The sequence below is a fragment of the Chelativorans sp. ZYF759 genome, assembly GCF_012911015.1.
Taxonomy (GTDB): domain Bacteria; phylum Pseudomonadota; class Alphaproteobacteria; order Rhizobiales; family Rhizobiaceae; genus ZYF759.
The window spans coordinates 1-22,435 of the sequence record NZ_WVVV01000002.1; the positions used below are offsets into that span (position 1 = coordinate 1).

Consider the following 22,435-nt stretch of genomic DNA (forward strand, 5'->3'; position numbering starts at 1 on the left):
CCGCATCCATCCTGCCGCTTCCCCATGACGGTCGCGCCATCGCCGACATCAGCCGCAAATCGAAATCCCCATAGATATCGACTGTCGCCCGCGGGTTCCTGCATGAGAGGCTTTCGTACGCCTGACGGCACCCGAAACCCTTCGCCATCTCCGTCGTTCGAAGCTGTCATGCCGCTTACCAAAAGCAGCCTTGGGCAGTCATGGAGATTACGCTCGCGGAATTACCGTGGCGCACCCGCCGGCATCCTGTCGCGCTTGAGCTTTACATATCAAAGCCATTCGAACAGATCACCATATGGTTTGACCACGGGCTTCCGCTGAAGCACCACCACCGGCGTGGGTGTTTTGAAGCAAGTTGACACTACCTCCGTCGCGGGCATTTTGTCGGCCTTCCTCAGGTTGCAGGGTTTGCACATCCAGCGAAGGTTTGCCGGCCTGTTGGAGCCGTTGCGGGAACGAGGTACATGGTGGTCAATCGTTCCCTGGTCGATGTCACAGGGTGCGTTACATTCGCTACACGCCCAGCCGGCACGATGACCGGTCCGAAGCCGCCTGTTGGTCGTCGAGCTCAGGCGACCAAAATTGGGCAAGGCCAGGTCCGCTGCCACCCCAGTGGAAACGAGGTGGCGGTACACATCCATCGCATTGTATTGGGCCGGTAGAGCGTCCTTCATGAGCCCATCATTGCGCTCTGCCCTTGTCGCGTCACGACGCTTTCATCGGAAACGTTAATTCGCTCCTTCGGCCATAGCAGCGGAGACGACACGACCCAGTTCCAGGGCAAACGCTGTCGCTATCGGTGTGAGTGATGACGCCACGCCATACCTCCAGCTGACCCAAGGCAGAATATCAGGCCGCGACCTTGTAGCGGAGCCGTCTTCTCATTCGTTCTCTGTATGCACGCAGCCATTACGCTTTCGTCCACCCACACTGGAGCCAAGCCATGACCACCATCACCGCCTTCGAAACGTCCCCCGATCGTGGCCGCGGGCTGGCGCGCGACATGCAGGTCCGCTGGGCGCTGGAGGAGGTCGGCCAGCCCTATGCGGTGCGGCTGGTGTCGTTCAAGGCGATGAAGGAGCCGGCGCATCGGGCAGTGCATCCATTCGCGCAGATTCCGACATACGAGGAAGGGGAACTCGCCCTCTTCGAATCTGGCGCGATCCTGCTCCATATAGCCGAACGCCACGGCGTGATCTTGCCGAAGGAGATCCATGCCCGGGCCCGTGCCATCATGTGGATGTTTGCGGCGGTCGATACGGTCAAGGCACCGATCATAGAGCGGGAAGCCGCCATCCTCATCGAGCGAGAGCAGAGCTGGTTCGCCGAGCGCCAGGTTATGCTCGACAGCAATGTGCGGCGGCGGCTGGGTGAGCTGTCGGCACGCCTGGGTGATAGGGAGTGGCTAGACGGCGAATTCAGCATCGGCGACATCATGATGATCGGCCTGTTGCGCCGGCTTGAAGGCACGGCGCTGCTGGAAGAGTATCCCAATCTTATCGCCTATGTCGCCCGCGGTGCGGAAAGGCCCGCCTTCAAGCGTGCCTTCGACGCGCAATTTGCAGTCTTCGCCGATCGGCAGGCGAGCGGCTGATTGTCCGCGGCATTGACCACATCGTTCATGAATCTACACCGATGTGAATGAGGTCCGTAGCCGGTTCCTTGTTACCCAGTCGCTTCGGGATCCTGAACCCGCCCTTTGTCTGAACTCAAGGGCAGGAGCCACGTCCGCTTACCGCATTATCCAACCAAAAGCTGACAGCCTGCATTCCACCCCCGTTCGAGCCGTTCGAGAGCGCGATCCCGGCTGTGGTCGGAGACCGGCAGGAGTCGACCTCCTTACCGACTCTACCGCAGGCAAAAAACCTACCTGAAAGCGGACCTCGATTGCTTAAGCTGGCGCATCACTCTATGCCCGCTGCATGGTTATCTGGCGCCCAGCACCATACATCCGTTTGAAGGCCGTAGGGCTTCACTGGCGCGACGGGAAGCTCCTCGCTGCCGAGGTCTTGGACGATGCCGGGCGCGTGAAGGGCGTCCGCCCGCTCGGCGGCACAGTTGAGTTCGGCGAGACGGCGGAGGCGGCCGTCATCCGCGAGTTCGAGGAAGAACTCGGGATCACGGTGAAGATCAGCGGTGCCCCTGTTTTCATGGAAAATATCTACACCCACGAAGGTCAGGTCGGACACGAGATACTGGCGGTCTTCAACGTGATCTTTCCCGCTGGTAGCTTCGTGAGGGAGGAGCGCATCGCGTTCACCGAAGACGACGGCAATACGTGGTTTGCGGAGTGGTTTTCGCTCGAAGCCCTGGATCTACCGGGCGGGCCTCAACTGTATCCCGAAGGGCTGAAGGCATTCCTCCTCAGATAGCTGGCCAACGTTATCGACGCCAATGTCGCCGTTCTGGGTGCTTCTGTCGCCGCCCGAAACCTGCCATTCGTTTGGCTCACCCTTGATCTGGAATCCTTTGGCTGTGCCCTCACGATACAGCCAAAGCGATCTCCGTTGTGACGGACCCAACCGGCATTATGCGGTCAGGAGCAGTTGCGTCAGACCTTCATCCCAAACAGTCTTTCTGCATTTCGGAACGCGATCTTTTCCTTGGCTTCGCGGGGCAGATCCACTGCCCGGAACCAATCGGTCTGTTGCTTCATGTCTGCAAACGGGTAGTCGGTTCCGAACATCACTCGATCGACACTGATGTACTTCAACAGAAGATGAAGAAGTTCATCCTGGGGGAACGCGCTGGTCGTGTACCAGAAATTGTCACTGAAATATTGCCCGATGGGCTTGTTCAGCGAGTCCTCAGTCGATTCGCTCATGTCTTCCACGATACGCTCGTAGAAGAACGGAAGGCCCTCTCCCATATGGCCGATAATCATCTGCAGATTGGGGAAGCGGTCGAACGCCCCGGTGATGATCAGTCGAAGACATTGAGTAATGACTTCCTGGTGCCACCCATACCCTGAACCGCTGAAAATGTAGTTCTGGAACTCCTGGTCATACCCGGGCCGCGTGGTGTTGTAGTAGATATTGAACACGTCTTCGGGTGGGAAACCCGGATGCAGGTAGATCGGCACGTCAAGCGCCTCGGCACGCGCCAGAAGCGGCTCGAAATCGGGATGATCGAGAAATCTATTGCCGATGAATCCATTGGTCATGGCCCCCACAAAGCCGTCTTCCCGAACGGCGCGTTCCAGTTCGTCCGCTGATGCTTCCGGGTCCTGCAGGGGCAAGGTAGCATAGGCCTGGTACCGCCCCGGATAGGTGGCCATCGGGCCATCGGCAATCATCCTGTTGAGCCGATACGCAAAATCGATGCCTTCCTGACCGGGGACATTCTGCACGCCCGGCGTATGTGCGGAGAGGATTTGAACATTGATCCCCGCCTCATCCATTGCACCGATGCGGCCAGGGCCGAGTTCGGCAAGACCGGTTCCCCTTAGATACTCTACGTGTTGATCGTTGATCGCGTTCAGCGCGATCAGTTCCTCGGTGGTGTAGGTCTCTTCCGTGGCGATAAATGGCAGGTCCTGGTCTCGCAACGCGATGGCCGAAGGCTCTGCCGCGGCTGCGCGGGTGACAATGGCAGGCGCGGCTAATCCGGCGCCAACACCAAGTGCAGCCGCGCCACTCAGAAAGCTGCGGCGTCCCATCGCCAGGCTGTTTTGAGGTTTTTCGATTTTTTTCATGTCGGTCTATACTCCGATGTTTGCCCTGCGCAGTGCCACGACATCACTGTACTGACGTCGATGCGGGCTCGAACGTTGTCTGCAGCACCTACCTTGAGGCCCAAGATTGCAGGAACGTTGTGCGTCTTTGCTGATCGATGACGGATCAGAGGGGCAACCGATCACCGTTGCGTTGTTTTCCCTGAGAAGTGCCCGTGGTTTCCGATCGGGATTTGGCACTGACGCATTTTTGCTGAGGCTATGGTGGAAAGCGCGGCTTGAGCTTTCGACAAGGTGCCAAAGGTCGGCGACTTAAGCCGCGTTGGGCAAGGCCCTCGCGATCGCATCGTCATGGCCGCCGACGCGTTCGTTAGTGACTTTCCATACCGAGGGATGGTCGACCAGCGAGGCTCTAAAGGTCTCCAACGCACGGTCCGGCAGCAGAGGACCGGCCTGCGTCACTCCAGATCGCAAATGGCACCCTATTTGGCGAGCAGAGGCAACGAGACCTCAAAAAGGGCCCCTCCACCAGACGCGTCGCCCACTGTGACGCGCCCATTGTGCCGCTCCACAATATCGCGGACGAGGGCAAGCCCCAGCCCCGCGCCCTGGTCGAGCGGCGTCACCCTTCCGAAGGGTTCAAAGATGACGTCGCGATACTCCTCGGGAATGCCCGGACCTGTATCGGCAACCCTCAACGTGGCGTCCGAGCTGACTGTGACGCTGATCATCGAGCTTTCTCCCCCATGAACTACAGCGTTCTGGATGAGGTTCAGCAGAGCCCGAGATAGCGAGGGCGGATCGCAGAGGACCGGAACGTTCTCGGTCTCGGCGTCGAAAACAATCGTGCAGCCCGCCGCAATGATCACGGGCGCCATGTCAGAAGCAACCTCTGTCGCCAGTTCGACGAGGTTTGTGCGTTGAAACTGCGGAACTTCGGCCTCGAGTCGTTCGAGATCGAGCAACTGATTGGCGAGATTGGCGAGCCGCGCAACATCGAGCATAAGTTTGCCCTGTTGCTCGCCACCATGCATCAGCTCCAACCGTGCTTGCAGGATGGCAATAGGCGTACGCAATTCATGGGCGGCGCCGGCAATAAACCGATGGCGGCGCTCGATCCCGTCGTCGAGGCGCTGCAGGCCCGCATTCACCGCGCGAACAAGAGAGTGCAGTTCGTCGGGCACCCGCTCCAGCGATAGCCTTGTGCCGCGCCGCTGAAAATCGATCTTGTTGGCATCGAGCGCGACCTGATCGATGCCCCGCAATTCCCCACGCACGATCTTCGGAATGATAAGAAACGAGGCAAGAGTCAGGAGACAGAGAAGGCCGACGAATACCGGGTTGCCGAATGCAGAACGTATGCCGATTTCGGGACCATTGCCAACGACGATCCAGATTCGCCCCATCGCCCCTTCGTGGCGCCTTAGCAGTGCGACCAAATCCTCATTCGGACCTAAGCCGGAAATATTGGCCGAGCGCACGGTCTTGAGTGCGTCAACCATGGTCAGTAATCGATCAGGGATTTCGCCCCACTGCAACGAATGGCCATTTGCATCGAGCGCGTAGAACCACAGATCGGGATAGTCGGTTGCGTCCTCTGCGAGGTCATCACCCATCACGAGTTGCCATCTGCCATCCTCGCCGACCACGATGGCGCTGGCAATGTCATCGATGATATCGGTCTCGTAACGCAGTTCCTCACTAAGGAAACGATAGATTGGCACTGCGGCAATGGCAGTGAAAGCGATCAGTACCAAGGCCTGCATCACCACGATCCGCCAGGTGAGGCGAATGCGTAGGGAGTTGGACCCCCAAAGGTTCATGGCGCTGCTTTCAAGAGATATCCGAGTCCACGTATGCCATGAATCTCAACCCCCGCCGGGGCTAGCTTCTGCCTTAGCCTCGAGATGTGAGAATCGAGTGTGTTGGAGGCGATCTCATCGTCGTAGCCATACACTGCCTCCTCAAGAGCTGAGCGAGCAACAGCCCGTCCTGCTCGCCGTACCAGGATTTCGAGTGCCAGCAATTCCCGCCGCGTAAGTTCGAGCGGCAAATTGTCGATGTAGGCCTGCCGCTCGGTCAGGTCGAAAGTCAGCCTTGCGACATTGGCCGAACTGGCTTCCAGCTGAGCGGGCCGTCGCATAACGGCGCGAAGCCTCGCCAGCAGTTCAGCTACGGAAAATGGCTTGGCGAGATAATCATCCGCCCCGCTATCAAGGCCAGCGACCCTCTGATCTGGGGTTCCGAGAGCGGACAGGACAATTACGGGCATCCCGGTGCGTTCTTTGCGCAGGAAGGGAATGAGAGCGATCCCATCGCCATCGGGCAGTCTACGATCCAGCAACACTGCGTCATGAATGCCGCTTCGACAGGCTTCCTTCGCAAGCTCGAGGGTTCGCACGTGGTCGACCAATATGTCCTGTCTGCCGAGCGCAACGGTCATCAGGTCTGCCATCTCCCGTTCGTCTTCGACCAACAAAATGCGCACGCAAGGCCCCTTCAGCTTCACGACATTTCTAGCAGGGAACATTGCCCCAGGATTGTAGGAAATGTAGGCCGCGCATGTCACGGAACTGAGTAAGGGCGTTTCCTGGTGCAGAAGCTGCAAACGATCACATTACCGTCGCTGGATCTCGACCTCCGATGGCGACTTTTGGGAGATCGTTCTGTGGAGTTGAAAGTCTGAAATAGTGACTGTTACCATCGAAGTACGGCGGCTAACTGAATGTCTCTCTCAGTTCGCGCTGACCAAAAGCGGTAAGGCCGGTTTCCACCCCGCAGCAGAGGTTCAATCTCCCACACCCATCTTGCCCCGCCACCTTCGCCCGTGCTTTCCTCACCCCGTTTTCGGGAGGTGACGCTTGTTCATGAATCGTCTGCGGGGGCTGGTTGCGCTCGGCGCGATGCTGGTGCTGCTGGCCGGGCCTTCCTTGGCGGAGCCTGCCGAGGGCCGCGCCGAAGCCGTGCTGCAGGGCTGGTATGGCCTGGTGCTGCAGCTCGTGCGCCACACGCCCACCTATTCGCCGCCCGTCGCCAGCCGTTCCTTCGCCTATCTGGGCATCGGCGCCTATGAGGCGCTGGCCTCCGGGCGCCCCGACATGGCCTCGCTTGCCGGGCAGGTGAACGGGCTGAGTCCGCTTCCCGACCGCATGGCCGGCGCTCATTATGACGACGCCGTCATCCTTCACGCCGTGCTGGCGCAGGGCGTGGGCGATTTTTTCGGCAATACCGGCCCGATGGGCCAGCGCGCCATGCAGGTGGCCCGCCAGCGCTTCGGCGACGCGGCGCTGTCGGGGGTGGAGGCGGCGGTGGCGGCGCGCAGCATTGCCTATGGCGAGGCCATCGCCGCCCACCTCCTCGACTGGTCGCAAACGGACGGCGCACTGCCCATCGTCAATATGGGCTTCCCCTTCGAGCATGCCTTCGGCAGGCAACCGGGCAGTTGGGTGCCCACCAGCCTCGTCCGGCAGCAGCAGTTTCCTCTCCTGCCGCACTGGGGTGAAACGCGCCCCTTCGCCATGGCCCATGGCCAGGCCTGCCCGCTGCCGCCGCCACCGGCCTATAGCGAGGTTCAGGGTTCCGATTTCCACCGCGAGGCGCTGGAAGTCTACGAGGTCACGAACGCGCTGACGGACGAGCAGCGCGCCGTCGCCCGTTTCTGGTCCGACGACCCCATGCTGTCGCCCACGCCGCCCGGACACTGGGTCGCCATCGCGCTGCAGCTGTTCGAGCGCGAGATGCCGGATGCCGCCTTCCAGGCCGAGACGCTGGCCCGCCTCGGCGTCGGCATGGCGGATTCCTTCATCGGCTGCTGGGCCAGCAAATACGAATATGATCTGCTGCGGCCGATCACCTATATCAACGCCCATATCGACGCGGACTGGCAACCGCTGCTCATCACGCCGCCTTTCCCCGAATATCCGAGCGGCCACAGCACCCTGTCGGGCACCGCCGCCACCGTACTGACGGCGGCCTTCGGCGAGGACGTGGCTTTCACCGACGCCACCCACGAGAGAGACGGCCTGCCGCCGCGCCGCTTCGCCAGCTTCCACGAAGCCGCGGCCGAGGCCGCCGTCTCGCGGCTTTATGGCGGCATTCATTTCCGCGCCGCCATCGAGCGGGGGCTGGAACAGGGCCGCTGCATCGGCGCCCATGCCGTCGCGCTCGCCATGTCGGCCGGGCGATGAGGAGCGCGCGTCTGCTTGCCGCCATGGCCGTTCTGGCGGCGTGGTATCCACATCAGGCCGTCGCGGGCGAGGGGCCGCTCGTGCCCGAATTCATAGACGAGACGCAAGCTTCCGGGATCGATTCCGTCTTCGAGGGCGAATGGGAATTCATGGTCGGCGGCGGCGTCGCCACCTTCGACTGTTCGGGAAACGGTTTTCCCGACATGGTCCTGGCCGGCGGCGAGGCGCCGGCAAAATTCTATCGCAATATCAGCGACCGGGGCGGCGAACTTCGCTTCGCGGCAGAGGAAAGCGGCCTGGAGATCGACCATGTCGCCGGCGCCTATCCGCTCGATGTCGATGGCGACGGCATCATGGATCTGGTGCTCCTGCGCGTCGGCGAGAATTTGGTGATGCGTGGTCTCGGCGACTGCCGTTTCGAGCCCGCCAACGAAGCCTGGGGGTTCGAGGGCGGCGATGCCTGGTCGTCGGCCTACGCCGCCACCTGGGAAGAGGGCCAGGACTGGCCCACCATCGCCATCGGCAACTACATCGATCGCAACGAGCCGATGGAGCCGTGGGGCTCGTGCACCGACAATTGGCTGCATCGCCCGGCCAGCGATGGCGCGGGTTTCGCGCCGCCGCTGCCGCTGACGCCCAGCTACTGCCCGCTCTCCATGCTGTTTACCGACTGGAACCGCTCGGGTCGTCCGGCCCTGCGCGTTTCCAACGACCGGGAATATTACCGCGGCGGGCAGGAGCAATTGTGGCACATGGAACCGGCGGAACCGCCGCGCCTCTACACGGAGGAGGAGGGCTGGGCACGCCTGCGCATCTGGGGCATGGGCATCGCCGCCTACGATCTGAACGGCGACGGCTTTCCGGCCTATTTCCTGACCAGCATGGCCGACAACAAGCTCCAGGTTCTGGCCGACGTTCCGGAGGAGGGCGCTCCCGCACCGCGCTATGACGATGTCGCCTTTGCGCGGGGCGTGACGGCCCACCGCCCCTATACGGGCGGCGAGATCATGCCCTCCACCGCCTGGCACGCCCAGTTCGAGGACGTCAACAATGACGGCTTCGTCGATCTCTTCGTGGCCAAGGGCAATGTCTGGGAAATGCCGGATTTCGCCATCCGCGACCCCAACAATCTGCTTCTCCAGAATCCCGACGGCACGTTCGAGGAGGCGGGCGACCGGGCTGGCGTGGCGAGCTTTTATACCGCGCGCGGGGCCGCGCTCGCCGATTTCAACCTCGACGGCCGCGTCGACCTCGTCGTCGTCAACCGGCATGCCCGCGCCGAGCTCTGGCGCAACGCCGGCGGGGAGCTGGGCAATTGGCTGCAACTGCGGCTGGAGCAACCGGCGCCCAATGTCGATGCCATCGGCGCCTGGATCGAGCTGCGCCTCGGCGATCGCACGATCCGCCGCGAGACCTTCTCTGGCGGTGGCCATGTGAGCGGGCAGGCCGGCTGGTGGCATTTCGGGCTGGGTGCGGCAGAGGGCGCCGCCATCCGCGTCATCTGGCCGGATGGCCAGGCATCCGATTGGAGCCCCGTCGAGGCCAACGCATTCTACCGCCTGCGCCGTGGCGAACCGCCCGCCGCCTGGCGGCCCGGCTAGCCCATGCCCGCCATCAGGGGTGGCTGGGAAGGCGCGCTTCCGCTCAGTTCGGCGGCAAAGGCCGGTATCGCATCGGCGGCCATCGGGCGCGAATAGAGGAACCCCTGCGCGATATGGCAGCCCCAGCTTCGCAGCAGCAGCGCCTGGGTCGGGGTCTCCACGCCCTCCGCCACGACATCCATGCCGAGATTGCGGCCCAGATTGATCATCGCCTTGACGATGGCGGCGTTGGAGCTGTCCATGGCCAGTGAGTGGATGAAGGAGCGGTCGATCTTGATCTCGTCGACCGGAAACCGCTGGAGATGGGTCAGCGAGGCATAGCCGGTGCCGAAATCGTCGAGCGAGATGCGGATGCCCTTGTCGCGCAGGCGCACCAGCGCCTGGGACGCGGCCTCGGCGAACTCGTCGAGCAGGACACGCTCGGTGATCTCGAGCTTCAATATTCCGGCGGGCAGGCCCGCTTTGTCCATCTGCCGAATCAGCCAGGCTGGAAAAGCCGCGTCGCGCAGGTTCTCGCCCGACAGGTTGATCGCGACATGGCCCAGTTCGATGCCGCATGCCCGCAGCCGGGCCAGATCGGCGATGACCTTGGATGTCAGTCTCTGCCCGATCTTGCCGCCAAGCCGTGGATGGTCGAGCGCGGCCATGATGCGCGAAGGCGGCAACAGTCCTTCTTCGGGATGGTCGACGCGGATCAGCGCCTCGAGCCCGATCATCCTGCCGTTCGTCAGCGCGATCTTCGGCTGGTAGTGAGGGAGGATCCAGCCCGCGTGATGGGCTTTCCGGGCGAGTTCGATCTCGTCGGCCCTGCGCTCGCTTTCCCGCCGGATTTCCGGGCTGAAGAGCCGGGCGCCGCCGCGCTGGCGCGATTTGGCCTGGTAGAGCGCGAGATCTGCCTTGCGCTGGAGTTCCTCGGCCGTGTCGCCCGCTTCGGAGAGCGCTGCGCCGGCGCTGGCGTTGCAATTGCGGGCCTTGACGCTCTTGCGCAGCTGCCGGTCGATGCCGCCGGTTATGGCGGAGGCGCGCTGCAGCAAGATCTCTTCGTCCTCGGCATCGGGCAGGATGACGGCGAACTCGTCGCCGCCAAGCCGTGCGGCGATCTCGCCGGGCCGCAGCAGCCCGCGCAGATGGTTGGCGAAGAGCCGGAGCACTGCGTCGCCCGACGCATGGCCGAAGCGGTCGTTGACCTGCTTGAAATCGTCGAGATCGAGCACGATCAGCCCGACCGTGCGGGTCTGGCGTCGCGCCAGCGCCTCGGCCAGATCCATCTCGAAGCGCCGGCGGTTGTTCAGTCTGGTCAGCTCGTCCTCGTAGGCGGCACGGCGCATCTTGTCCTGGGTCAGGCGATGCTGGTGAATGTCCTCCAGCGTGCCGTACCATCGCGACACCTGCCCCTCGTCGTCGAGCCGCGGATAGGCGCGCGCGCGCATCCAGCGATATTCGCCGTTCGCCATCCGCAGCCGGTATTCGATGTCGATATGGCCACCTTCCCGGATGCAGTTCCTCCAGGTGTCGAGGGTCGGCTTCACGTCGTCGGGATGAAGCGCGCTGAGCCAGCCATCATTCAGCGATTGGCCGGGGCTGAGACCCGTCGTGTTGCCCCATTTCGTGGAGACCGACAGGATGCGCCCCTTCCGATCGGCGATCCAGGGAATCTGCGGGTTCAGTTCCACCGTGTGGCGGTAATGTTCCTCGCTCTCGCGCAGGGCTTCCACCATCCGGGTCCGCTCGATCGACATCGTGGCGATGTGGGTGATGCCCTCCATGCGCGACATCTCTTCGTCGGTCGGCGCGCGCTCCTCGTCGAAATAGAAGCCGAAAGTCGCCAGCACGCGCCCATCGGCGCCGATGATCGGACGCGACCAGCAGGCCCTGACGCCGAACGGCATGACGAGCTCGCGAAGCCCGTCCCAGTAGGGATGCGTGGCGATGCTCGTGACGATGACGTCCTTCTTCAGCGCGGCAGCCGTCCCGCAGCTGCCCCTGCCGACGCCATAGACCCGTCCGCGCACCGTGTCGGTGAAGGCCGTCGGCAGGCTGTGCGAGACGCCGTGGAGGAAGGTGCCCGCCTTGTGGTCGACCAGAAGGATGGCGCAGCGCGCGCCCGGCAGGCGGAAATCGGCATAATCGCACAGCATGTCGAGCACGGTTTCGAGCCCGGCACCGTTGGCCACCGCCTCCAGCATGCGCAGCTGGAGATCGTCCTTGTGTTTGGCCTGGATCATGTCGTCGATGTCCACACCGCAGCCGATCCAGAAACTGTCGGCCGCCGGCGCGCGCCGCATAGCGATCTTCTGCCACCGGTAGACGCCCGTATGGTGCCGGCAACGCACCTTGACCTTGTAGGATCCGATGCCTTTTGCGTGGGCCTCTTTCCAGGCGGAGTCCAGCGTCGCGATGTCGTCGGGATGCACCGCCTTGATCCACCCAAAACCGCGCCATTCCTCTTCGGAAAGGCCGCAATACTCGGTCCAGGGCGGATTGGCGTAGATGATGCGGCCATCGTTGCTGCTGACCCATACGAAGCCTGGCACCGCGCTGGTCAGCACGTCGAAAAGGTCGCCGGCCGGCAGCCCCATCGAATTTGCCAGTTGAACATCTTCCATGTCGCGATCGCCCCAAGCCAGCCGAACCAAACAATTTGTCTGGTCACGGATAGCAGTCGCTGACTAATGCGTTGTTAAATCGGGCGCCGGGATTGCAGGCTTTGCTTCGCGTTCGGCTCAGCCGCTGGTGGAAACGACAAGTTCCATCGGGCGTTTCAGCACCCGCGACAGGTGGCCGAGCCGGCCAGCCGGACGCTCGCCCATCAGCGCACCCAGCCGCTTGGGGATCACCAGCTGCAGCTTGCCGTCTATGGTCTGGCGCCAGGACAGGGTGGGGATGACGCCCGGCATGGAGGCCGACAGGAGATAGACCACCCTCAGCAGCGCGCCCAGGATGCGCGCACGCTCCAGATAGCGCGGGCCCGCCAGCTTGCGCAGTTGCGGCGAGATTTCCTCTTCGAAGACGCCCTCGTGGCGAAACATGGTGGCCAGCGCCAGAAAGGCGCGGCCGGGATGGTCCACGCCGATGAAGGAGGCATGGGCGATGATGTTGAGCGACTGGGTGCCGCGATACTCCGGATGCGCGCGCCAGCCTATGTCGGCCAGCAGGCAGGCCGCATGACGGTAGCGCGCTTCGTCGGCCGTTTCCTCGAGCCCGAAGGCCCGGAACGCCTCGCCGCTCCACGCCGCCAGTTCGCGCGCATGGGTAACGGAGCGCGCCCTCAGCTTGGCCAGCTCCTCGGCCGCGCTGATGAGCGGGTCGCCGGCCCGTTCGGCCTCGTCCATGAGCGTGTAGAGATAGCCTTCGCGCACACCCGAGGCCGAAACGATGATCTTCGACGGCTGCATGGCACGGACGATCTCGCGCAGCACCATCGCGCCCTGCGGCAGCAGACCGCGGCGGCTCTTGGAGATGCGGTCGATCCCCGTCATCTTGGTGGATTTGCCGCCCGAGACCTGGTCCAGGAAGGCGATCGCCTCGTTCGGCTCCATCTCGTAATGGTGCATGACGTCGAGCGGATAGTCCGTCTCCATCATGTGCAGCCGGGCGAGGTTTCGCCAGGCGCCGCCGACGCAGTAGAAGGGCCGGCCGCGACCGGCTTTCAGGAGTTCGGCCCGTGCGATCTGCGCGCGCGTGATCTCGGTGGCGGCCTCCGTCGACCCCTTGGACATGTCGTGCAGCCTCAGGCTGCCGAGGGGCAGGGTGATGCCGTCGCCGATCTCCCGGCCTCGCACGTCGACCAGTTCGAGACTGCCGCCCCCGAGATCGCCGACAATGCCGTCGGCCGGCTCGAAGGAGGAGATGATGCCCTGGGCCGAAAAGGCGGCTTCCTCGCGCCCCGTCAGAACGCGGATCTTGGTGCCGAGGATCTCTTCGGCGCGGTGGATGAAGTTGGGACCATTGGTCGCCTCGCGCGCCGCCGCCGTCGCGATGACGTGGAGCGCGCGCGCGCCGGCCTGTTCCGACAGCGCGCGGAAGCGGCGGAATTCCTCGACCGCCCGGCGCACGCCATGCGGATCGAGCTTGCCGGTGGTGACGATGCCGCGGCCCAGCCCCGCCAGCATCTTCTCGTTGAAGAGCACGGTCGGCGAACGCGCGATACCCTCGTAGATCACGAGGCGGATGGAGTTCGATCCGATGTCGATGATGGAGACCGGATGCCGGTCCTGCAGGCGACCCTGCGAGTTGGCTTGCATGTGGAGGGGCGCCCCGCTCAGGCTTTCTTGCGCCGCTTGATCTGCGCGATGCGGCGAGGTGCATGGGACTTCAGCGCGTCGCCTCGGCCTGAAAGGCTGGGATTCGTCATGAAGTATTCCTGTGCGTTGAAGGGTTCTTCTCCCTCTTCCGGCTGCATGCGCCGTGAGGTCCCGTCAGGCATTACTTCGAAACTCTGCTGGTTGTCCATGATGTTGCCGACCATGATTTGGCCGAGCACCTGTTCGTGAACGGTCGGATTGGTGATCGGCACCAGCGTCTCCACGCGCCGGTCGAGGTTGCGCGGCATCAGGTCGGCCGAGGAAATGTAGACGATTGCCTCTTCGGAAGGCAGGCCGGAGCCGTTGCCGAAGCAGTATATGCGGCTGTGTTCCAGGAAGCGCCCGACGATCGACTTGACCCGGATATTGTCCGAAAGCCCGGCCACCTGCGGCCTCAGGCAGCAGATTCCGCGCACGACGAGGTCGATCTCGACGCCCGCTCCGCTGGCTTCGTAGAGCGCGTCGATGATCGCGGGGTCCACCAGCGCGTTCATCTTGAGCCAGATCTGCGCCGGCTTGCCCGCGCGCGCAAAGCCGATCTCTGCCTGGATGTGGTCGATGAGCCGGTTGCGCAGGCTGAAGGGCGAAATCGCCAGTCGCATGTCGCCGGTCGGATCGGCATAGCCGGTCAGGAAGTTGAACACATGTGCGACGTCGCGTGCGATGGCGGGATCGGAGGTGAAGTAGGACAGGTCGGTATAGATGCGCGCCGTCACCGGGTGGTAGTTGCCGGTCCCCATATGCACGTAGTTGCGCAGGCGGCCTTCCTCGCGGCGCACGACCAGCGACATCTTGGCATGGGTCTTGAGTTCGATGAAGCCGTAGACGACCTGCACCCCGGCGCGTTCCAGGTCGCGCGCCCAGCGTATGTTGGCTTCCTCGTCGAAACGCGCCTTGAGTTCGACCATCGCCGTCACGGACTTGCCGGCCTCGGAGGCTTCGATCAGCGCGCGCACGATGGGGCTGTCGTTGGATGTCCGGTAGAGCGTCTGCTTGATCGCCACCACCTCCGGGTCGAGCGAGGCCTGGCGCAGGAACTGCACCACCACGTCGAAGGACTCATAAGGGTGGTGGACAACGATATCCTTCTCGCGGATGGCCGCGAAACAGTCCCCGCCATGCTCGCGGATGCGCTCGGGGAAACGTGGATTGTAGGGCGCGAACTTCAGGTCGTCGCGCGGAACCGACACGATCTCGGCAATCTGGCTGATGGCCAGCGGCGCCCTGAGCACACTGACGCGATTGGACGATACGGCGAGCTCCGTCGACACGAACTCACGCAGTTCCGCCGGCATCTCGTCGTCGAACTCGATACGGATCACCTGGCCGCGCCGCCGCCGCTTCAGCGCGCTTTCGAACAGGCGCACCAGATCCTCGGCCTCTTCCTCCACCTCGATGTCGCTGTCCCGGATGATCCGGAAAGTTCCGGAACCCTTGATCTCGTAGCCCGGAAACAGCTGTCCGATGAACAGGCTGACCACGTCCTCCAGCGCGATGAAGCGATAGCGACGGCCTTTTTCCGGCAGTTCGATGAACCGCTTGAGCGTTACCGGCAGGCGCAGCAGCGCGTTCATGTCTTCCTTCTCGCGCAGGTGGCGAAGCTGGAAGGCCATGGAGAAGCCGAGATTGGGGATGAAGGGGAAGGGATGCGCCGGATCGATCGACAGCGGCGTCAGCACCGGAAAGATCGCGTCCATGAAGTGCTGCTCGAGCCACTTCCGGTCCTTCACATTCAGCCCTTCGGCGCGCAGGATCTCGATGCCTTCCGCGCGGATGCCTTCGACCAGCGCGGAGTAGTTCTTTTGCTGGTCCTCCTGCAGCCGTGCCACCTCGAGCAGGATCTGCTCGAGCTGTTCCTCCGGCGTGCGCCCGTCGGCGCTGCGCGTCGCGATTCCTTCGCGCACCTGACCGGCGAGGCCCGCCACGCGCACCATGAAGAACTCGTCGAGATTGGTGGCCGAGATCGACAGGAAGCGCACGCGTTCGAGCAGGGGATGGCTGGGATTGCGCGCCTGGGCCAGCACGCGCCTGTTGAACTGCAGCCATGAAAACTCGCGGTTGACGAAGCGGTCGGGGTCGTTCGCCCCGCTGTCCGTGGAGGGGGCTGGCCGGTTCGCGAATTCGCTGTCTGCGGGCTTCAATTCATTCATGGATGCGCGTCCGCGGCTCCCTGGTGTGTCGTGATCCGGCTCAGTCTAGCTTGTGTCATGGCTTTGCGACAGTTTCATAGCATCGGACTTGCAAAGGCATTCTTTATGCTCCAAACGCTTGGCCGAGCCCGGGACGGCGATAGCCGGACCTGCACCAGACCGCCGGGGAGCAAGAAATGGCCCACAGCACCATTCCGCATTTCCAGAACAGCGCCGGACATCGTTCCATCCGCATCGGTGCCAAGGAATTCATGTGTGTCGGTGCGGCACCTCCCCACGACCATCCGCATGTCTTCCTCGACATGGGCGATGATTCCGAGCGCGTCTGCCCCTATTGCTCCACCCTCTATGTCTACGATGCCTCGCTGGCCGCGGGCGAAACCGTTCCCGCGGGCTGCGTCTTCCGCGAGTTCGCGGCCTAGCGGCCACGCGCTCTTGTCCGGAGCCTCCTCCTCCGACATCCTGATCGCCGGTGCCGGCATTGCCGGCCTGACAGCCGCGCTGGCCTTTGCCGAGCGCGGTTTCTGCGTCCGCGTCTTCGAGCGCGCACCGCTGCTCGTCGAGGTTGGCGCGGGTCTGCAGCTGTCGCCCAACGCCACGCGGCTCCTCGACCGACTGGGACTGGGCGAGGCGCTGCGCGAAAGAGCCGTGCGGCCGCAAGCCGTGGTGCTGCGGCGGGCGGAGACAGGACGGCAGGTCGCGCGCGTTCCGCTGGGCGAGGCGGCGCTGAAGCGCTGGGGGGCGGACTACCTCGTCATGCACCGGGCCGATCTTCAGTCGGTGCTCGGCGCTGCCGCGCATGCCCACCCTGCCATCCGGCTGTATTTCGGCCATGACCTGTGCGGCGCACGCGAACGGCCCGGCGCCGTGATGGCGGATATGGAGGTCGATGGCCGGGCCGTCTCGGCCGAGGGCCGTCTCTTGGTCGGCGCGGACGGCGTCTGGTCGCGTCTTCGGGCCGGGATGGACGGCGCGCCCTGTCGGGCCGTGGGCCACACGGCCTGGCGCACCATCATCCCGGGCGACGCGCTGGCGGCCGGTGCCCTGGAGCCCGGCGTCGTCACCGCTTTCCTCGCCAAACGTTTTCACCTCGTCGCCTACCCGCTGCGCGGCGGGCGCGAATGGAACCTGGTCGCCATCACGCCGGACCGTGCCGTCGGCGCGGTGGAGGGGGAGTGGGCTTCGGCCGCCGACCCGACCAGGCTGCGCGAAACGCTCGCGGATGCGGGACCGCTGCTGCGCGGGCTGGCCGATGCGGCGAGGGAATGGACCGCCTGGCCGCTCGTCGAGGTCGTGGGCGACACGCCGTGGCACGTGGGCCGGCAGGTCCTGATCGGGGATGCCGCCCATGCCATGACGCCGCATGCGGCCCAGGGCGCGGGCATGGCCATCGAGGACGCCTGTGTCCTGGCCGCCCAGATGGCCGCGGGCGGCGAGGACGTCGAACGGGCACTCGCCCGCTACGAGACACGTCGGCGCCCCAGGGTGGAACGCGTGCGCCGCCGTGGTCGCTTCAACCGTTTCGTCTGGCATGCATGGGGACCGATCGCGCTCGGCCGCGATCTCGCCCTCGCGGCGCGCCCCCAGGGCGCGCTCGCCGCCGATTTCGACTGGCTGTACGGATGGCGCCCGGAGGAGACATGAACACCCCCGCCGCACCGCGCATCCTCGTTACCGGCTTCGGCCCCTTTCCGGGCGCGCCGGAGAACCCGACGGCCTGGCTCGTTGCGCAACTGTCAGCGGATCCGCCGCGCGGGGAGGGGATCGGCACCTTCCATGCCGAGGAGCTGGACGTGGAATATGCCAGCGTGGCGCCGCGGCTTTCGGCGCTGGGCACCCGGCACGCACCCGACATCGCGATCCATTTCGGGCTGGCGGCCGACGCGTCGGGATTCCGGCTCGAGCGCGTGGCGCGCAACAGCCATGCCGACGCCCGGCCCGACAATACCGGCCGTCTGCCGCCGTCGGCGCGCATCTGCGCCGGTCCGGGGACGCTGGCCGCCACCCTTCCGCTGGATGCCATCTCGGCGCGACTGGCAGCTGCCGGCCTGCCGGTCGGGTTTTCGGATGATGCGGGCGGCTATCTCTGCAACACCGTCTTCGTGCTGTCGCGCTTTCACGCCTGCGAAGGTTTGCGGCCGGCTATGTCGGGCTTCGTCCATGTGCCGCTTCTTGCCGGTCAGCCGGGCGCGCGGGCAGGGGCCATGACGCCGGACGATCTGCTGCGGGGCGCACGGCTCATCATCGCCGCCTCCGCCGCCGCCTGGTGCAGGCCCTAGGCCAAATCCGGCGCCAATCTGGCGGTCCGCGCGATTCTACTTGCCGAAATTTCTGCGCCGGAGAATAGATACGCTTCTTGTCCGTCGGGGCGAAATGGTGCCTGCATTCTTTATTCACACGGCCAAGTAGACAACACGAACGACAAGCAACCACAGATCATCTATAGGGGGAATACCGTGAAGAACTGCCTCGCCGCACTGGCCTGCGCCGCAAGCCTGACATTCGCACTGCCTGCTTTCGCTGATCCGTCCGGTCTCTATGACGTCTACGGTCAGAACCCGGACGGATCGGGCTATACGGCCACGGTTCTGCTCTCGCGCGTCGGCGAGACCTACGCGGTCACCTATACCATGCCCGATGGGAGCAGGATCCTGGGCACCGCGATCGGCGACGATGAATTCCTGTCGATCGGCTACGGCAGCGAGGGCGACGTGGGCGTGGTCCTCATGGGCCGCGCGGGTCGCAACTGGGAAGGCATCTGGACCTATCTCGGCGCCAGCGATCTCGGCCTTGAGGAGTGGAGCCCCCGCTAGCGCGGCGCGGCTGAAAAGGAGGAGCCCGACCGCCGGTCGGCCGGGCTCCGTCCGGTATCGCTAGTCGTTCGCCACCACTTCCAGGCCGATCTGGTCCGCCAGCGCCTGCGGGGAGGCCATGGCGCCGGCCATCAGCAGCGAAAAGGGCACCGGCTCGGCCGGACGCGCCGAAACCCGCAGCGACTGCGGATTGTCGAGATATTCCGACACCGCGCCCGAAATCATCGAGCCGAGCTGCGGCGCGCCGATCTGCGCCAGCAGGAAGGGCAGGATCGCCTTGGCCTGGTTGACCACGTCCTGCGGGCGCATCCCCTGGTCCTCCGCGAACAGTTCGAGCACGCGCCCGGTCAGCGCGTCGTCGCGGAAATAGATGTCGGCGCTCGCCAGGTTGAGCTGCTGCATCAGCCCCATCGCCGCCATGCCGCCGGCCGCGTCGCCCTCTCTGTCCTGCATCGTGCGCTGCACCTCCGAAAGCGCGCGCATGAATTCAGCCGTATAGCCGGTGATGTCCAGCGCGAAGCCGATCGTGCCGCCATCGTCGATCGTCAGGTCGTTGCGATCCAGCACCAGCCGTCCGTCTTCGGGCGTCCAGCTGCCCGTCGATTCCAGCCGGCCGGTGACCTGCTCGTAGCCGAGGCGTCTAAGCGTCTGGCGCGTCATCTCGTCCTCGATGCCGGTCAGATCGGCCTCGAAGTTCTCGGCCGTCGCCGAAAACGCCATCGGCTGATCGGCCACGAGCGGGCTGACGCTGACATTGAGGCCGTTCAGCACGAACACTTCCTCGCCCGCCATCGAGGCGCGCAATTCGGCGATATCGGCAGTCTCGTAATAGAAGAACCCGCCGAAACGGTCGTCCTCGGCAGCCTCCTCGCTGGGCAGGATGATGCCGGTCAGCACCGCGCCGTCGATCTCCAGCGAGAAATCCTCCTCGCCATGCACGTAGTTTTCCATCGACATCTCGTCGATACGGAAACCGTCCGCCGTCTCGCTCACGCCCGAGATGACGATGTCGCCGAGCGGGGTCTCGCCCTCCGGCCCGGCGGCCGTGACGCCGGTCAGCACCGCGCTGTCGCCGTCGATCGCGGCATCGTCCCAGTCGAGGTCGATCGCCTGCTCGGCCAGCAGTTCCTGCAGCCTGTCGAGCATCGCATCCATGTCCTGCGCCTGCGCGCTGGCCGACAGGGTGATCAGGCTCGCGCCGACAAGTGCGGAACCGAAAAGTCGCTTGAGCTGGGTCATGGGTCCTTGGGCCTCTTCCTGCTTTGTCTCTTCTTCATGTGTCCATGCCGACCGAATGGGAGGCGGTGACGTACCGGCAATTTGGACCGGATTGCCCCGCCGACGCAAATCTTTCCCCATGCCTTGCTTTCCAAGGCCTTGCTCAGAATCACCCCGTCGACTAACGGGAAAGCCATGAGCAAGGCCCTTGTTCCGCCGGGGGGCGGCGACGACGACAGAATCGAACCGGTCGACCTGAAGGCGGCGCTCGAGGAGCGCTACCTCGCTTATGCGTTGTCGACCATCATGCACCGTGCGCTGCCGGACGTGCGCGACGGGCTGAAGCCCGTGCACCGTCGCATCATGCACGCCATGCGGCTCCTGCGCCTGAACCCCGACCAGGGTTTTGCCAAATGCGCCCGCATCGTCGGCGAGGTGATGGGCAAGTTCCATCCGCATGGCGACCAGTCGATCTACGACGCCATGGTGCGGTTGGCGCAATGGTTCTCCGTGCGCTACCCGCTTGTCGACGGGCAGGGCAATTTCGGCAATATCGACGGCGATAACGCCGCCGCCATGCGCTACACCGAGGCGCGCATGACGGAGGTCGCGACCGAGCTGCTTTCCGGCATCACCGAGGACGCGGTCGATTTCCGCCTCACCTACAACGAGGAGGACGAGGAGCCCGTCGTCCTGCCCGGCGCCTTCCCCAATCTCCTGGCCAACGGTTCCTCCGGCATCGCCGTCGGCATGGCGACCTCGATCCCGCCCCACAATGCGGCCGAGCTCTGCAAGGCGGCCCTGCATCTGATCGACCACCCCGACGCCACCGTCGAGGATCTGCTCACCCAGCACCCGCACGCCGATGGCGACGAGAACATGGTGCGCGGGCCGGATTTCCCCACCGGCGGCATCGTCGTCGACGACTGGTCCTCGATCGTGGAGGCCTACAGGAGCGGTCGCGGCTCCTTCCGCCTGCGCGCGCGCTGGCACCAGGAGGATCAGGGCCGCGGCACCTGGGTGGTCGTGGTCACCGAAATCCCCTACGCGGTCCAGAAATCGCGCCTCATCGAGAAGACGGCCGAACTGCTCATCGCGCGCCGGCTGCCGCTGCTCGACGACATTAGAGACGAATCGGCCGAAGACATCCGCATCGTGCTGGTGCCCAAGAGCCGCACGGTCGATCCGGCGCTCCTGATGGAATCAATCTTCCGCCTGACCGATCTGGAAACCCGCTTCCCGCTCAACATGAACGTCTTGTCGCGGGGCAAGGTGCCGATGGTCATGTCCTTGAAGGACGTGCTGGCGGAATGGCTCGCCCATCGCCGCGAGGTGCTCTTGCGCCGCTCGCGGCATCGCCTGGCCGAGATCGAACGGCGCCTGGAAGTGCTCGGCGGCTATCTGATCGCCTATCTCAACATCGACGAGGTCATCCGCATCATCCGCGAGGAGGACGAGCCCAAGCCCGTCATGATGGCGCGCTGGGACCTCACCGACCTGCAGGCCGAATCCATCCTCAACATGCGCCTGCGCGCGCTGCGCAAGCTGGAGGAGTTCGAGATCCGCAAGGAATTCGACGCGCTGTCGGCCGAAAAGGCCGGCATCGAGGCGCTGCTTTCCTCCGAGGCCAAGCAGTGGAAGACCATCCGCTGGGAGGTGGAAAAGGTTCGCGACAAGTTCTCGACCGCCACCGAACTCGGCCGCCGCCGCACCGGCTTCGATGTGGCGCCCGAGCGCGATCTGGGCGAGATCCACCAGGCCATGATCGAGAAGGAGCCGGTCACCGTCGTCCTCTCCGAAAAGGGCTGGCTGCGCGCCATGAAGGGGCATCTGGCCGATTTTTCGACGCTCACCTTCAAGGAGGGCGACGCCCTCAAGCTCGCCTTCCACGCCCAGACCACCGACAAGATCCTGCTGTTGACCACCGGCGGCAAGTTCTACACGCTGGGCGCCGACAAGCTGCCGGGCGGGCGCGGCCATGGCGAACCGATCCGCATCATGGTCGACATGGAAAACGACCAGGCGATCGTCACGGCGTTTGCCCACGACCCCGCCCGAAAACTGCTTCTGGCCTCGCATGGCGGCAACGGCTTCGTGGTGCCGGAGGCGGAAGTCGTCGCCAACACCCGCAAGGGCCGGCAGGTGATGAACGTCAAGACACCCGACGAGGCCACCCATTGCGTGCCGGTCGCGGGCGACCACGTCGCCATCATCGGCGCCAACCGCAAGCTTCTCGTCTTCCCGCTCGCCGAAATCCCCGAAATGACCCGCGGCAAGGGCGTCCGCCTCCAACGCTACAAGGATGGCGGTGTTGCGGACATCAAGACGTTTGCGATGGAAGCAGGGCTGACGTGGCAGGACTCGTCCGGCCGCACGTTTGCACGCTCACGCGAGGAACTGGCGGAATGGCTCGGCAACCGCGCCGGGGCAGGGCGCCTGGCGCCAAAAGGGTTTCCGCGGACGGGGAAGTTTGGGTGAGGGGGCGAGTT

General features: G+C 64.3%; 17 protein-coding genes. 9 read left to right on the forward strand and 8 right to left on the reverse strand.

All coding sequences use genetic code 11. The features are described 5' to 3' along the window. Positions 1 to 269: 269 nt before the first annotated feature. Positions 270 to 674, reverse strand: coding sequence for an HNH endonuclease signature motif containing protein (locus GRZ55_RS23735; protein WP_169285600.1), 405 nt, complete (start codon positions 672 to 674; stop codon positions 270 to 272). Between the two features lie 269 nt (positions 675 to 943). Here GRZ55_RS23735 and GRZ55_RS03905 point away from each other — a divergent pair, with 269 nt between their 5' ends. Both GRZ55_RS03905 and GRZ55_RS03910 read left to right on the forward strand, forming a co-directional pair. Beyond that, positions 944 to 1,594, forward strand: a complete 651-nt coding sequence (locus tag GRZ55_RS03905) for a glutathione S-transferase family protein (RefSeq protein ID WP_169285601.1) — start codon at positions 944 to 946, stop codon at positions 1,592 to 1,594. A gap of 361 nt (positions 1,595 to 1,955) precedes the next feature. Beyond that, positions 1,956 to 2,372 (forward strand): NUDIX hydrolase, encoded by a 417-nt coding sequence (locus GRZ55_RS03910; RefSeq protein WP_306785592.1) that lies wholly within the window; start codon positions 1,956 to 1,958, stop codon positions 2,370 to 2,372. Between the two features lie 179 nt (positions 2,373 to 2,551). Here GRZ55_RS03910 and GRZ55_RS03915 read toward each other — a convergent pair whose 3' ends face one another. The 3 genes from GRZ55_RS03915 to GRZ55_RS03925 all read right to left on the reverse strand — a co-directional run bounded on the left by GRZ55_RS03915 (position 2,552) and on the right by GRZ55_RS03925 (position 6,161). After that, entirely contained in the window at positions 2,552 to 3,694 is a 1,143-nt protein-coding gene (locus GRZ55_RS03915; RefSeq protein ID WP_169285603.1) for an amidohydrolase family protein, read from the reverse strand. A gap of 461 nt (positions 3,695 to 4,155) precedes the next feature. Then, positions 4,156 to 5,496: a HAMP domain-containing sensor histidine kinase gene (locus GRZ55_RS03920; RefSeq protein WP_210257219.1), complete on the reverse strand. Its 1,341-nt coding sequence runs from the start codon at positions 5,494 to 5,496 to the stop codon at positions 4,156 to 4,158. Beyond that, complete coding sequence (locus tag GRZ55_RS03925; RefSeq protein ID WP_169285605.1) at positions 5,493 to 6,161, reverse strand: response regulator transcription factor; 669 nt, start codon at positions 6,159 to 6,161, stop codon at positions 5,493 to 5,495. The genes GRZ55_RS03920 and GRZ55_RS03925 overlap by 4 nt, the downstream gene beginning before the upstream one ends. Before the next feature lie 379 nt (positions 6,162 to 6,540). Between GRZ55_RS03925 and GRZ55_RS03930 the strand changes: the two genes are divergently transcribed. Beyond that, a complete protein-coding gene (locus GRZ55_RS03930) occupies positions 6,541 to 7,860 on the forward strand; it encodes a vanadium-dependent haloperoxidase (protein WP_169285998.1) in 1,320 nt (439 codons plus the stop codon). Further along, positions 7,857 to 9,461 carry a CRTAC1 family protein gene (locus GRZ55_RS03935; RefSeq protein ID WP_169285606.1) on the forward strand — a complete coding sequence of 535 codons (1,605 nt, stop codon included), beginning with the start codon at positions 7,857 to 7,859 and terminating at the stop codon, positions 9,459 to 9,461. Before GRZ55_RS03930 ends, GRZ55_RS03935 begins: the two co-directional genes overlap by 4 nt. On the opposite strand, the gene GRZ55_RS03940 is transcribed toward GRZ55_RS03935, so the two are convergent. From GRZ55_RS03940 to GRZ55_RS03950, 3 genes are all read right to left on the reverse strand, one after another. Beyond that, a complete protein-coding gene (locus GRZ55_RS03940) occupies positions 9,458 to 12,067 on the reverse strand; it encodes a GGDEF domain-containing phosphodiesterase (protein ID WP_169285607.1) in 2,610 nt (869 codons plus the stop codon). The two genes, GRZ55_RS03935 and GRZ55_RS03940, sit on opposite strands and share 4 nt — an antisense overlap. Before the next feature lie 117 nt (positions 12,068 to 12,184). Beyond that, on the reverse strand, positions 12,185 to 13,705 hold the full coding sequence (gene ppx, locus GRZ55_RS03945; protein WP_169285608.1) for an exopolyphosphatase: 1,521 nt from the start codon (positions 13,703 to 13,705) through the stop codon (positions 12,185 to 12,187). A 17-nt stretch (positions 13,706 to 13,722) separates the two neighbouring features. Next, positions 13,723 to 15,915 carry an RNA degradosome polyphosphate kinase gene (locus tag GRZ55_RS03950; RefSeq protein ID WP_169285609.1) on the reverse strand — a complete coding sequence of 731 codons (2,193 nt, stop codon included), beginning with the start codon at positions 15,913 to 15,915 and terminating at the stop codon, positions 13,723 to 13,725. 176 nt (positions 15,916 to 16,091) lie between these two features. Here GRZ55_RS03950 and GRZ55_RS03955 point away from each other — a divergent pair, with 176 nt between their 5' ends. From GRZ55_RS03955 to GRZ55_RS03970, 4 genes are all read left to right on the forward strand, one after another. Beyond that, positions 16,092 to 16,337, forward strand: coding sequence for a zinc-finger domain-containing protein (locus GRZ55_RS03955; protein ID WP_169285610.1), 246 nt, complete (start codon positions 16,092 to 16,094; stop codon positions 16,335 to 16,337). Between the two features lie 13 nt (positions 16,338 to 16,350). Then, positions 16,351 to 17,559 (forward strand): FAD-dependent monooxygenase, encoded by a 1,209-nt coding sequence (locus GRZ55_RS03960; protein ID WP_246734512.1) that lies wholly within the window; start codon positions 16,351 to 16,353, stop codon positions 17,557 to 17,559. Continuing rightward, entirely contained in the window at positions 17,556 to 18,194 is a 639-nt protein-coding gene (locus tag GRZ55_RS03965) for a pyroglutamyl-peptidase I (protein ID WP_169285612.1), read from the forward strand. Before GRZ55_RS03960 ends, GRZ55_RS03965 begins: the two co-directional genes overlap by 4 nt. Positions 18,195 to 18,371: 177 nt before the next feature. After that, a complete protein-coding gene (locus tag GRZ55_RS03970; RefSeq protein WP_169285613.1) occupies positions 18,372 to 18,728 on the forward strand; it encodes a hypothetical protein in 357 nt (118 codons plus the stop codon). Between the two features lie 60 nt (positions 18,729 to 18,788). Here GRZ55_RS03970 and GRZ55_RS03975 read toward each other — a convergent pair whose 3' ends face one another. Further along, positions 18,789 to 19,967, reverse strand: a complete 1,179-nt coding sequence (locus tag GRZ55_RS03975; protein WP_169285614.1) for a hypothetical protein — start codon at positions 19,965 to 19,967, stop codon at positions 18,789 to 18,791. 174 nt (positions 19,968 to 20,141) lie between these two features. On the opposite strand from GRZ55_RS03975, the gene parC reads away from it, so the two are divergent. Beyond that, positions 20,142 to 22,424 carry a DNA topoisomerase IV subunit A gene (gene parC / locus GRZ55_RS03980; protein WP_169285615.1) on the forward strand — a complete coding sequence of 761 codons (2,283 nt, stop codon included), beginning with the start codon at positions 20,142 to 20,144 and terminating at the stop codon, positions 22,422 to 22,424. Positions 22,425 to 22,435: the final 11 nt, after the last annotated feature.